A 13,091-nucleotide genomic window follows, 5' to 3' on the forward strand; every position below is an offset into this window, starting at 1 on the left:
CTTTGCCACAGAAAATACCCCATCGTCATCAATCTTTCCTCTTCCCATGACTGCTCCCACCCTCTACCTCGGCAACACCCCCTTCCAACCCAGCCATGGCAATGTGACCGGCGATGAGATCGTCCGCGATGGGGAATCGTTTTTCCGGATCTCGCATGTCGAGCGCATGGCGCCGTTTTTCCTGACCCTGGTCAGCGACAGCGACCACTGGATGTTCCTGTCGAGCAAAGGGGGGCTGACTGCGGGGCGCAAAAGCCCGGACAACGCGCTGTTTCCCTACACCACCGACGACAAGATTCATGATTCCTCGTGGAACACGGGCAGCCGCACGGTGCTGCGCGTGACCCGTGGGGGGCGGTGCTGGCTCTGGGAACCGTTCAGCGATGCCTACCGTGGCGTGTACGCCATTGAGCGCAGTCTGGCCAAGAACATGCCCGGCAACAGGTTGGTGTTCGAGGAAAGCAATGCCGATTTGCAGTTGTCTTTCGAATACGAATGGTGTACGAGCCGGAAGTTCGGCTTCGTCCGCACTGCGCGTATCCAGTACTTCGGCGATGCCGACAGTGTGCGCATCGAAGTCCTCGACGGCGTGCAAAACCTGCTACCGGCGGGCGTATCGCGGGCAATGCAGACGCAATACAGCACGCTCGTCGATGCCTACAAAAAGAGCGAGCTAGTGACCCCCGAAAACATCGGGGTGTTCTCGCTCAGTTCGATCCCGACGGACAAGGCCGAGCCGAATGAATCCTTGGAAGCCACGGTGGCCTGGTATGTAGGCCCATTCCCCCCCACGGTGCTGCTCTCTTCCCACCAGCTCGACCTCTTCCGCAGCGGCGGGGCGGTGCAGCAGGAAGAGGCCGTGCATGGCACGCAGGGCGCGTACTTCGTCTGCGGTGCTTTCGAGCTTGCCGCAGACGCAAGCCTGCGGTGGACGATCGTGATCGACGGGCGCAAAACCCTCGTCGATCTCTGGGAACTGAAATCGCAGCACATCAACCAAACGAGGCTGGCCAGAATCCTTGATGAAGACATCACCCACAGCACCGGCACCCTCATCGCAATGGTGGCACGTGCGGACGGATTGCAGCAGACACAAGACTCCCGCTGCACATTGCGCCACTTCTCCAACGTGCTCTTCAACATCATGCGCGGGGGCATCTTTGAAGACCACTACCGCATCCGCACGGGGGACTTTCTCTCCTTTCTGCAACGCCGCAACGCCGACCAACTGGCCCGCCACGGCGACACCGTGCGCTCCTGGCCCACCTGTTTGCCGTACCAGGAAGCCTTGCAACGCGCCCGTGTGGTGCAAGACCCCGACTTCGAGCGCATCTGCCACGAATACCTGCCGCTGACCTTCAGCCGCCGCCACGGCGACCCGAGCCGCCCGTGGAACCAGTTCCTGATCGACGTCGAGCGCAGCGACGGGACGCGCGTGCTGAACTACCAGGGCAATTGGCGCGACATCTTCCAGAACTGGGAAGCGCTCGCCTTTTCGTACCCCGGGTTCATCGAAAGCATGATCGCCCGCTTCGTCAACGCCTCGACGGTCGATGGGTACAACCCCTACCGCATCCTGCGCGACGGCGTGGACTGGGAAGTGCCCGACCCGCACGACCCCTGGTCGAACATCGGCTACTGGGGGGATCACCAACTCATCTACCTGCTCAAGCTGCTCGAACTCTCGCACGCCACGCATCCGCAGCGTCTCGCGGAGCTGCTCGTCTCGCCAATCTTTTCCTACGCGGACGTTCCGTACCGCATCCGCACCTACCGGGAGCTGTGCGCCAACCCGCAGGAAAGCATCGTCTTCGACGAAGAGCGCCATCGCTGTGTGCTTGATCGCGTCGCGGCCCTCGGCACCGACGGGCAGTTGCTCCCTGCCAAAGGGGGCGGCGTCCATCTCGTTTCCCTCACCGAAAAAATGCTGCTTTCGGTGCTGACCAAGCTCTCGAACTTCGTCATCGGCGCCGGGATTTGGATGAACACGCAGCGCCCGGAGTGGAACGACGCGAACAATGCACTCGTCGGCCACGGCGCTTCGATGGTGACGCTGTACTACTTGCGGCGGACGATCGTCTTTCTGGCGCGATTGATGGCAGACGCGCCGCACCAGCACTTTGTGCTGTCGCAAGAGGTGCATGCGCTGTACCGCGACATCCTCGCTGCGTTGACCGACCATCGCCCGATCCTCGCCACCCTTGATGACACGCCCTCCCCCACGCAGCGCAGAGCACTGCTCGACGCGCTGGGCCATGCCGGGGAGACCTACCGCAAGACGGTGTACCGCGACGGCCTGACCCACGCGGGAGACACCATCGACAAGGAAGAGCTGGCCCGGTTCTGCGAGACCGTACTAGCGTATATCGACCACTCGATCCGCGCCAACCGGCGCGAAGATGGGCTGTACCACGCCTACAACCTGCTGGCATTCGGCCCCGGCGTGATCGACGTGCAGCATTTGTACGAGATGCTCGAAGGGCAAGTCGCCGTCCTTAGTTCGGGCTACCCCGACCCCGAGGAAACACTGCGAATCCTCCAGGCTCTGCGCAACGGCCCGCTGTACCGCGAGGACCAAAACAGCCTGATGCTCTACCCGGAACGCCGCCTGCCACGGTTTGAAGACAAAAACCAGGTGCCCCTGTCCCTGCTGGAACAAGCCCCTTGGCTGCAACGCCTGGCCGACTCTGATGGCGGGGGGATCGTCGTTCGCGATGGGTACGGCGGCTGCCACTTCCACGGCACCATGCACAACGCCAAAGTGCTGGAACAAGCGCTACGGGCATGGAAGCACCCCACGCACCCCGCGCCGAGCGAAGAAGACATCCGCGCAGCCTGCGCCTTGTACGAAGCCGTGTTCCAGCATCGGTTTTTCACCGGACGATCAGGGACGTTCTACAAGTACGAAGGTCTGGGGTCGATCTACTGGCACATGGTCGCCAAGCTGCTGCCCGCGATCCAGGAAGTCTTCGATTTCTACCCGGCCATGCGCAGCCAGCCGATCTTTGCCTCGTTGCGAAACACCTACTACGCAGTGCGCGAGGGGCTGGGCGTACACAAATCCCCTGCGGAATACGGCGCATTCCCGACGGACCCCTACTCGCACACGCCTCGGCATTTGGGCGCGCAACAGCCGGGGATGACAGGGCAAGTCAAGGAAGACTTCCTTTCGCGCATGAGGGAGCTGGGGGTCTGCCTGCATGGGGGGTGCATCCACCTGCGCACCGACTGGTTGCAGCGCAGCGAGTTCCTCGCCAAACCGTCGGAATTCGGGTACATCAACGTCGCCGGTTCCCCGCTGACGATCTATCTGGAAGCCCATAGCCTGGCGTTCAGCTACTGCCAAGTGCCGATCGTCTATCACCTGGGCGCGAAGCACAGCCTACGCTGCCTGTACGCCAACGGTTCCGTGGTGGAAGCCTTCCCCGTGGACAAGCATCACCACTACGTTCTCGATGCCGGGACGAGCGCCGCCATCTGGGAACGCACCGGGCAGGTCGAGCGCATCGACGTGGAGCTGGCTCGCGTCGATATCCGATAGTGGGTAGTGGATAGTGGGTAGAGCACATCGGCGTCCACCGTGACAATCTCGCGTTTTTCCGACCCCCAAGAACAACACCGCCTCAAGGAATCCGCCATGCGCTACGGTACTTTCGACGACGAACACCGCGAGTACGTCATCACCAACCCCAAAACCCCGGTCAAGTGGATCAACTACATCGGTACCCTGGAGTTCGGGGGCATCGTCGACCACACAGGCGGGGGGATCGTCTGCAAGGGTGACCCCGCGCTCAACCGCATCACCAAGTACATCCCGCAAAACCCAGCCTCGGACTTCAAAGGGGAAACGCTGTACCTCCGGCTCCACAACCATCCGGGGTACAAGGTCTTTTCCCCCTTCTTCGTCCCCACGCTCGATGCCTACGACAAATACGAATGCCATGTAGGGCTGTCTTACCAGCGCATCGTTTCCGAGTTCTACGGGATCCGCACGCAGGTGACGATCTTCGTTCCGCTCGGCGCGCACGTCGTCGTGCGGGACATCCAGATCACGAACATCTCCCCGGTTCCCAAGATGCTCGACGTCATCCCTGTCGTCGAGTACAGCCACTTCGATGCACTCAAGCAGCTTACCAACGCGGACTGGGTTCCGCAGACGATGACGGTCGATGCCGTATCGGATCGCTTTGGCCACGTCATACACCGGCAGTACGCCTTCATGAAGAAGAACACGGCCATCAACTACTTCACCTCCAACTACACGGTCGATTCGTGGGAGACCGACCGCAAGCTCTTCCTGGGCGACAACGAATACGGAACGTGGAAAGACCCCCAGGCGCTGCACAAGGTACGCCTTTCCAACCACCAGGCGCGCCGTGGGGACAACATCAGCGCCCTGCTGCACTGCCTGGGCACCCTCCAGCCTGGGGAAACGCGCCGGATCGTCACCCAGCTTGGGCAAGCGCAAAACATTGATGCCGCACTGGATTCGATCATGCGGTTCCGCAACCCCTCCAACGTCGATCAGGCATTCGATGCACTGCATTCGTTCTGGGACGGGTACCTGGCCACGCTGCAAGCGCAGACCCCGGATGCTGCGTTCAATTCCATGGTCAACGTACACAACCCCCGGCAATGCCACACGACGGTGAACTGGTCGCGTGACTTATCGCTGTATCAGCTCGGCTTTGGCGGGCGAGGGATGGGGTTTCGGGACAGCTCGCAAGACATCATGGGGGCGATGGCGCACATGCCCGACGTTTGCCTGGCGCTATTGCAAAAGCTGCTGAGCGTGCAAAAGGCCGATGGATCGGCTATGCACCAGTTCTATGCCTCGACGATGGAGGCCAACGAAGGCGACTCCCGCGAGAAACCCGGGCACCGCTTCTACGGGGATGACCACCTGTGGGTCGTGCTGGCGGTGTGCGCATATCTCAAAGAGACGGGCACCTTCGACCTCCTCGACCAAGAGATTCCGTACTACGAAAAAGGCGTACCCCTGGACCAGCGGCCTCGGGGCACGGTGCTCGATCACCTCGAACGCGCGCTGGCGTTCACCAAGGCGCAACGGGGCCGCCATGGCTTGCCGTTGTTGGGGTTTGCAGACTGGAACGATACGGTCAACCTGCCTGGCAAGGCCGAAAGCCTCTTCGTCGCCAACCAGTACGCGCTGGCACTGCGGGAAATCATCGCGCTGATGGAACACCTGGGCCGCAACGACCGGTGCGCACAGTACCAAGCCGATTACGAAGAAATGCGCGAAGCCATCAACATCCATGCCTGGGACGGCGATTGGTACGTGCGCTACTTTGAGGAGGACGGCACCCCGCTAGGCTCTTCGACCAACGAACACGGCAAAATTTACGTCAACAGCCAATCCTGGGCGGTGCTATCCGGCGTGGCCCCGGAGGAACGGGCGCATAAGGCGATGGACTCCGTGCAGCGGCTGCTCAATACCCGCTTCGGCATCAAACTAAGCTGGCCGGGCTTCCACAGCTTTGACCCCAGCAAAGGCGGCATCACTACGTACCCCCCCGGAGCCAAAGAAAACGGTGGGGTCTTTCTGCACACCAACCCCTGGTGCATGATCGCCGAAACCATGCTCGGCAGGGGTGACCAGGCTTTTCAGTACTACCAGCAAATCAACCCCGCCACGCGCAACGACGCCATCGACCAGTACGAATGCGAACCGTATTCGTACCCCCAGAACATCCTGGGCAATGAGCACCCGCAGTTCGGGCTGGCACGCAACAGTTGGCTTTCCGGCACGGCTTCCTGGACATACCAGGCTGCCACGCAGTACATCCTGGGGGTACGCCCCACGTACAAAGGGCTGCTGATCGACCCCTGCATCCCCCGTGCGTGGAAGGACTACACCGTGCGGCGCCAGTTCCGGGGCTGCCAATACGTGGTGACCGTCCACAACCCGAAAGGGGTCTGCAAGGGGGTGCGAACGGTCGTCGTCGATGGAGCGGCCCTCGAAGGCAACGTCGTCCCCGTGTTCCAGGACGGTGCCACGCACACGGTCGAGGTGACGCTGGAGGCATGAGTCACTTCATCATCGCCACCCGCCAAAGCCGCCTGGCGCTGTGGCAGGCACAGCATGTCCAGTCCCTGCTGGAGCGCCTGGGCCACGAGGTCCGTGTGCTGGGAATGCTGACGCAGGGGGACCGGATGCTCGGCGCCGCCCCACTGCCTGCAGGGGGGAAAAACCTCTTCGTCAAAGAGCTGGAGACGGCGCTGGTCGATGGCCGCGCCGATCTGGCCGTCCACTCGCTCAAGGACATGCCTGCCATCCTCCCCGAAGGGCTGATGCTGGCGTGCGTCCCTGCCCGGGATGACCCCCGCGATGCATGGATTTCACCGCGTTTTGGCTCGATCAACGAACTCCCCGCCGGAGCCACCGTAGGGACGGCCAGCTTGCGCAGAGCCGTATGGATTCGCGCCCTGCGCCCTGATCTGCGCGTGGCGCCGCTGCGCGGCAACCTCGATTCGCGGCTGCGCAAGCTCGACGACGGCGCATTCGACGGCATCGTCCTTTCCGCCTGCGGCCTGCAACGACTGGGGCTGCAGGAACGCATCCGTGCCGTGTTCGAGACGGATATCCTGCTTCCCTCGCCCGGGCAAGGCGCCCTGGGCATCGAAGTCGATGCACAGCGCAAGGATGTCCTTGATGCCCTGGCGCCGTTGGTATGCCATCGCACCTGGCTGGCCGTCGAGGCCGAGCGCGCCGTCAGCCGCACCCTGGGTAGCGGATGCTCCACCCCCGTAGCCGCGCACGCCACCATCGACGACGGCACGCTGACCCTCGAAGCAGGATGGGGCGACCCTGGCGGGCGGCTGGGTGTACTACGCGTGCGGCGCACTGCAAAGCTGAACAACTTGCACGATGCGCGGCAATTGGGCGAAGCCACTGCGCGGGCCTTGCGTTCCGACGTGCGTCGCGCAGGCGCGGAGCTGGGCGATGCCTGAACACTGGCATTCCTGAGCGCTGACAGTGCGCGTCGTCGTCACCCAGGCTCCCCCGCGAGCGCAAGCATGGGCTTGCTCCCTGACCCAAGCCGGGCACGAAGTACTGCTGCTGCCTTTGCTGGAGGTCTGCGCGCTGCCCGATGCAGCGCCACTACAGCATGCATGGAGCGCCTTGCCTGGCTACGACGCCTTGGTGTTTGTCAGCCCGGCGGCGGTATCGCACTTTTTTGCCGCACGGCCCGCCGATGCCTGCGGGGAATGGGGCGCTTCCGGCAAGCCCGGCGTGTGGGTCACCGGGCCAGGAACGCGCAGCGCTGCCCTGCAACACGGCGTAACCCCGGACTGCATTGCTGCGCCGACGGCGGCTCCCTATGACTCGGAAAGGCTGTGGCAAGTGGTTGCGCCCACCGTGCGGCCTGGGATGCGCGTGCTCATCGTTCGTGGCATGGATGACGCCCAGCAACGAGGCAACGACATGGACAGCGACAGCGAACTACACCGCAAAACAGACCGCGCCATGTCGCATGACATGGGCAACGGGCGCGAATGGCTGGCCCAGCGCGTGCGTGAATGCGCTGGGCAGGTCGAGATCGTCGCTGCATACCGCCGCTGCGCGCCGCACTGGTCTCCACACGAACGCGAATGCGCACAAACAGCCAGCCGCGACGGTGCAGTCTGGTTGCTGGGTAGTGCCATGGCCATCGATCACCTGCACGCGCTGCTCCCCCACACAGACTGGACGGCGAGCAACGCCGTGGTGACACACCCGCGTCTGGCCGATGCAGCACGGCGTCTAGGCTTCGGCAATCTCCATACCAGCGATGCAGACATCTCCAGCGTATGCGCCACGCTGTACGCTGTCCGACCTTTCTAGAATCTTTGGCATGACCGAAACACCATCCCCATCCACGCAGCCCTCCCGGCCCGATCGCGTTCTCGTCACCGTGCTGCGCCGCATGGGGTGGTGGTTGCTGGCGCTGGGAACGGGGCTGGCGCTGTTTTTCGGCGTCCTCTCTTGGCAGCGTATCGGCGCCATGCAAGAGCAGCTTGCACGCCAAAGCGCCGAAGCCATGTCCGTATCGATGGAAGCGCGCGTGCTGGCCAAGCAGGCCATCACTTTGGCGCAGGATGTGCATTCCCGCGCAGCGGTCTTCGAATCCCGCCTGGGGGAAGTGAGCGTGCAGCGTGTACGCCTCGAAGAGCTGCTAGACAACCTTTCCCGTTCCCGCGAGGAAAACCTGCTCGTCGACCTTGATGCCACGCTGCGCCTGGCCCAGCAACAGGCGCAATGGACCGGCAGCGTCGAACCCTTGCTTGCCGCGCTCCAGACCGCCGCCCGGCGAACAAAACGGGCTGCACAGCCCAGGCTGGCCGGGCTGGAACGCGCCATCGCCGCAGACATCGACCAGGTTCGTTCCACAGCCTTCAGCGACACGCCCGGTCTGTTATCGCTGATGGATGAGCTGGCGCGTATGGTCGATGGCTTGATGCTGGCCAACGCCGTCCCCCCAGACGACACCGCCACCGTTACGCCACGCCCAGCCGTTGATACCACCGGTCAATCATGGTGGAAGCGTGGGATGCTTGCCGTCGCCGATGAGCTGCGTTCACTGGTTCGCATCCACCGTGTGGATTCGGCAGACGCTGCCTTGCTGTCGCCGCAACAGGCGTTTTTCGTCCGGGAAAACTTCAAGCTCAAGATTCTCAACGCCAGGCTTTGTTTGCTCTCCCGCCAGGATCGGGCAGCGGTGGCCGACCTGCAAGAAGCGCAGGCTTTGCTGCGGAAGTACTTCGATGCCCAGTCGCGCAAGACCCGTGCTACGTCCGAGTTGCTGCAGCGCCTGCTCACGCGAATGCGCTACCTGCAGCTCCCCGGCATCGAAGGCACCTTCACCGCACTGGCTGCCGTCACCCCGATGCGCTGACGCGCCAATTGGCACGCTCCGTCTTTCCGTGACCATGCACGTTGCCGGTATGGCGCGGAGCATCGGAAGTCGCGATGCGCTACCACGTGGGGCACAATCGAACGCGGTTTTGGGTGTGCCACACCCAGTGGATTGGGCGGGCTGGTGGGCAGGAAACGCTGGCTATCCGTAGGCTGGGGATTTCGAGAAGGAGCGGTACGTGCGCGTTGCCTTGTGGTTGGTGGGATTGTTTGCCGTAGCGGTCGGCCTGGCGGGGTTCGCGCAGGGCAATGCTGCCATGGTCACGATCTTCTGGCCACCGCACCGAATCGACGTTTCCCTGCACTTTGCGCTGTTCGTTCTGGCGCTGCTGTTCGTGTTGCTCCATTTGTCGCTACGTGCGCTCTCGGCGTTATGGAACATCCCCCAGCGTGCCCAGGCTTGGCGCGAACGGCGCGAGGAACGGCTGGCGCACGATGCCATCCTTGATGCGATCACGCACCTGCTTGCCGGGCGTTTTTTGCGTGCGCGCAAGTCGGCGCAATGGGTGCTGGAGCAAACTGCGCCCTTCGAAGCGCCTGACCCTTCCCCCCCTTGGGCGGCCCGGCTCACTGTGTTGGCGCATTGGCTGGCTGCGGAAAGCGCTCATGCCTTGCGAGACCCCCAAACCCGCGCCACCCACTGCGCGCAGGCCCTGGATCTGGCCACTGCGCTGGCAGACCCCGGCCATCGCGAAGGCGTGCTGCTGCGTGCAGTGGCCTGGGCGCACGAAGACCGTGATGCCGAAGCTGCGTTGCGGCTCCTCGAACAACTCCCTGCCGGCGCGGCGCGGCGTACTCTGGCTCTGCGCCTGCGTCTGAAGGTGACGCGCATGGCCGGTCACACGATTCTTGCGCTGGAAACTGCCCGGCTGCTTGTCAAACATCGCGCTGTCCCGGCGTCCACGGCCTCGGGGTTGCTCAACGCCCTGGTACAAGAATCCATTCGGGACGCACGTACACAGGAAGAACTGCTGGCCGTTTGGCAGCAACTGGATTCTGCAGAGTCCCTGCAACCAGACATCGCCTGCCGCGCAGCGCAGCGCTGGCTGCGCCTGGGTGGTACCGTTCTGGAAGCGCTCGATTGGCTGATACCGGTATGGGATCGCATGATCGCATCGCCCGACACCGTATCCGCAGCCCAAAGTCTGACGATGGTGCGCGCCCTCGAAGACTGTTTTTCCCGCAACCCGAGCGCCCTCGACGCTACTTGGCTACAGCGTATCGAGCGGGCACAGCAACGTCGCTTGGCCGATCCTGCCCTGCAATACCTCGCCGGGGTGGCATGTTGGCATTTGCAGTTGTGGGGCAAAGCCCAGCAGTTGCTACGGCAAGCCTTGCCCAGGCTGTCCGACCCCGGGCTGCTGAGCCGGGGATGGCAATCGCTTGCGGAACTGGCGCACCGTCAAGACGACGAGGCCAGCGCCCTGCTGGCATGGAAAAACGCTGCACGGGCTTATATTGATCCCTCGCTGGAACCCACGCGGAATGGTTCGCTTGGTGCTCCCCTTATGGCCATCACACGTACTGACTGAACCCGATGCATACGCTTATCGAACACGTCGTCAAACTGACCGACCACCGGGATCGGGACTTTCTGGAACTCACGCTCTCAAAATCGCTGCTCGACCTGCTACCCATAGGGCGGATCGTGATCGCCAAGATCGTGCGGGAAGAGGGGGAGGAACGCTGGCTCGAAGTCGCCAGGCTGGACTCCAAGGGCGGAGGCCGAGTGCTCGCCGACCCCATGCGCACGGATTTCCAAACCTTGCCCAAACTCGACGAAGACAGCGACCGCTGCGGTTGCGTGCGCAACCGCCAGCGCGTCGAAAAAATCTGGGTCGCCCCCGATGGCCCGCGTGTCAACTACGTTCCCCTGTTCTCGGATGTGCGCGGCGAAGACGAAGGGGTGATCGAACTCCATTCCGACACCGCGCTCGATGCGCAATCCCTGCAACTCCTCGACCAGCTCTGCCGGATCTACCGGAACATGTACAGCCTGCTGGAATTCAGCGACCGCGACGCCATGACCGGGCTGCTCAACCGCAAATCGCTCAACGACGCCTTCTACAACACCTTCTTCGAGGAAGTAGGTGGCACTCCAACGCCAGCGCCGGCCGGGTCGGAACCCGAGCGCAGGAACCGTGTCCCCGCCAACTACTGGCTTGGCTCGGCCTCGATCGACAACTTCAAACTCATCAGCGAAAAACACGGGCAGACTGTCGTGACCGAAGTGCTATCTCTGGTGGCACGCGCTTTGAAAAACACGTTCCGCACCTACGACCGCCTCTACCGATTCGATGGCGGCCACTTCGGCGTGCTAATGCACTGCCCCGACGAGGCTTTGGTGCTCGCGGCTTTCGAACGACTGCGCATGAATGTCGAAAAGAGCACCTTGTCCCAGGTGGGGCGCATCACGCTGAGCTGCGGCTTCTCCAGCGTACTTGCCGAGGATTCTCCCAACAGCTTGCTCCAGAAAACCGAAGTGGCCATGAACTTTGCGCAGCGTAGTGGAGGCAACAAGGCTTGCAGCTACCAGGGGCTGGTGCAGCGGGGTATCTTGGTTGATCGGCCTGTGTAGGCATAGCAGCCCTGCACGCCCCCGCCTGGCCACACCATAGCCACACTTTCCGCGCTCTGTCGAAAACTTTCGAGAAAAAGGGGCTGCCTATAATGCCCAGCTCTTTGCCTCCATCTTGCCATTCCAAGGTGGTCATGGGGGCACAGAAATGTGGTGCATCCCTCGGTTATTCACAAACGGTGTGGATGCAACGCTGGCTTGTGGGACAAATTGTGCTGGCTCTGGCTGGCATTCTTGTGGCGGGTGGTTTTCTAGGTTGGCCGGGGGCGATTTCTTACGCTATCGGTGCTGTCGCCATTTTGTTGGCTACGGTGCCTGCAGTCGTAGGAATGGGCGTTGCGACGGTGGCTGGGTCGTCTGCGCAAGTGTTTTTCGCAAGGTTGTTGCTGTGGCAAGCAATCAAGGCGGGTGTCGTGGTGGTCGTGTTGATCGCCGCGCATCGTCTGGTAGGGTCTTTTTCCTGGTGGGTGGCACTGATCGGCATGGTGCTGCATTCCAGAATGGGTTGGTGGGTTGGGCTCCTTCCAGAGCAATCTTCGCCAGTCCGTGGGGTGTAATCAGTCGTTGGGGACTGGGCAGACTGGCAAAGCCTAAAAAAAGCTAAACAAAGGTGGCAGTAGGAATGCAAGACGGTGGCGCATCGGGTGGCTTGACAGCGGGGGAGTACATCTCCCACCATTTGACGCACCTGCAAACGGGCAAGCAAGCGGCGGTCATCGATTTTTCCGTCTGGAATCTGGACTCGATCTTCTGGTCGGTTCTGCTGGGCGGGTTGTCCGTTTTCCTGCTTTGGCGCGCCGCACAACAAGCCACTTCCGGGGTACCCGGGCGCTGGCAGGCAGCGGTGGAAATCCTGCTCGACATGGTCGACAACCAAGCCAAAGCCATCGTCCATAACGAGCATTCCCAGCGATTCGTGGCTCCTTTGGCGCTGACGGTCTTCGTGTGGGTACTGGTACTCAACGCGATGGACTTCCTGCCCGTCGATCTGTTCCACATGCTGCTGGCTTGGACGGGGTTGGCGCACCAAATCCACTACCTGCGCGTGGTGCCTACGGCGGATCTGTCCACGACGATGGCCATGTCCACATCCGTACTACTCGTGTGCTTCTACTACAACCTCAAGATCAAAGGGGTGGCAGGATGGGCGCATGAGCTTGTCTCCGCTCCGTTTGGCACCAGCAAAAACCCCGTGTTGGCGCTCGTGATGGGCGTGCTGAATTGCACGATGCAACTCATCGAATTCACGGCCAAGACCGTATCTCATGGCATGCGGCTATTTGGAAACATGTACGCAGGGGAACTGGTCTTCCTGCTGATCGCGCTGATGGGCGCCGTCGGATTTGGCTCGGCAACAGGGGTAGCGCTCTGGTTCGGCCACATACTGGCGGGAATGGGTTGGGCCATTTTCCACATCCTGATCGTCGTATTGCAAGCGTTCATCTTCATGATGCTGACGCTGGTGTACGTCGGTCAGGCGCATGACCACCATTGATTGCTGCAATGTGGGCGCAGAGGTAGGCGCCGCTGCGATGTAGCGCTTCGGGTGGGCTGTGGAAGGGTGCTGCGCTGGGTTTTTTCTTTTACTACTACAGG

9 protein-coding genes are annotated in these 13,091 nt (G+C 62.1%); all 9 read left to right on the forward strand.

The window, feature by feature from the left end; all coding sequences use genetic code 11:
- Positions 1-46: 46 nt before the first annotated feature.
- A complete protein-coding gene (locus CENROD_RS07875) occupies positions 47-3,541 on the forward strand; it encodes a hypothetical protein (protein WP_022774065.1) in 3,495 nt (1,164 codons plus the stop codon).
- Between the two features lie 39 nt (positions 3,542-3,580).
- Positions 3,581-6,049: a glycoside hydrolase family 94 protein gene (locus CENROD_RS07880; RefSeq protein WP_051360341.1), complete on the forward strand. Its 2,469-nt coding sequence runs from the start codon at positions 3,581-3,583 to the stop codon at positions 6,047-6,049.
- The gene (gene hemC, locus CENROD_RS07885; protein WP_022774074.1) at positions 6,046-6,972 is read left to right on the forward strand and encodes a hydroxymethylbilane synthase; all 927 of its coding nucleotides are present in this window, start codon (positions 6,046-6,048) and stop codon (positions 6,970-6,972) included. Before CENROD_RS07880 ends, hemC begins: the two co-directional genes overlap by 4 nt.
- A gap of 25 nt (positions 6,973-6,997) precedes the next feature.
- On the forward strand, positions 6,998-7,846 hold the full coding sequence (locus CENROD_RS07890) for a uroporphyrinogen-III synthase (RefSeq protein WP_022774078.1): 849 nt from the start codon (positions 6,998-7,000) through the stop codon (positions 7,844-7,846).
- 10 nt (positions 7,847-7,856) lie between these two features.
- Positions 7,857-8,897, forward strand: coding sequence for a uroporphyrinogen-III C-methyltransferase (locus CENROD_RS07895; protein WP_022774083.1), 1,041 nt, complete (start codon positions 7,857-7,859; stop codon positions 8,895-8,897).
- Positions 8,898-9,096: 199 nt separating this feature from the next.
- The gene (locus tag CENROD_RS07900) at positions 9,097-10,449 is read left to right on the forward strand and encodes a heme biosynthesis protein HemY (RefSeq protein ID WP_022774088.1); all 1,353 of its coding nucleotides are present in this window, start codon (positions 9,097-9,099) and stop codon (positions 10,447-10,449) included.
- 5 nt (positions 10,450-10,454) lie between these two features.
- The gene (locus tag CENROD_RS07905) at positions 10,455-11,495 is read left to right on the forward strand and encodes a GGDEF domain-containing protein (protein ID WP_022774092.1); all 1,041 of its coding nucleotides are present in this window, start codon (positions 10,455-10,457) and stop codon (positions 11,493-11,495) included.
- Positions 11,496-11,629: 134 nt separating this feature from the next.
- Positions 11,630-12,052: a hypothetical protein gene (locus tag CENROD_RS07910; protein WP_022774096.1), complete on the forward strand. Its 423-nt coding sequence runs from the start codon at positions 11,630-11,632 to the stop codon at positions 12,050-12,052.
- 65 nt (positions 12,053-12,117) lie between these two features.
- Positions 12,118-12,990, forward strand: coding sequence for a F0F1 ATP synthase subunit A (gene atpB, locus CENROD_RS07915; protein WP_022774101.1), 873 nt, complete (start codon positions 12,118-12,120; stop codon positions 12,988-12,990).
- Positions 12,991-13,091: the final 101 nt, after the last annotated feature.

This window comes from Candidatus Symbiobacter mobilis CR (assembly GCF_000477435.1).
In the GTDB taxonomy this organism is placed as follows: domain Bacteria; phylum Pseudomonadota; class Gammaproteobacteria; order Burkholderiales; family Burkholderiaceae_C; genus Rhodoferax; species Rhodoferax mobilis.

Coding starts and splice junctions, on each gene's coding strand:
- CENROD_RS07910 (WP_022774096.1), top strand. CDS start 11,630: ATGGGGGCACAGAAATGTGGTGCATCCCTCGGTTATTCACAAACGGTG.
- CENROD_RS07895 (WP_022774083.1), top strand. CDS start 7,857: ATGACCGAAACACCATCCCCATCCACGCAGCCCTCCCGGCCCGATCGC.
- CENROD_RS07905 (WP_022774092.1), top strand. CDS start 10,455: ATGCATACGCTTATCGAACACGTCGTCAAACTGACCGACCACCGGGAT.
- hemC (WP_022774074.1), top strand. CDS start 6,046: ATGAGTCACTTCATCATCGCCACCCGCCAAAGCCGCCTGGCGCTGTGG.
- atpB (WP_022774101.1), top strand. CDS start 12,118: ATGCAAGACGGTGGCGCATCGGGTGGCTTGACAGCGGGGGAGTACATC.
- CENROD_RS07875 (WP_022774065.1), top strand. CDS start 47: ATGACTGCTCCCACCCTCTACCTCGGCAACACCCCCTTCCAACCCAGC.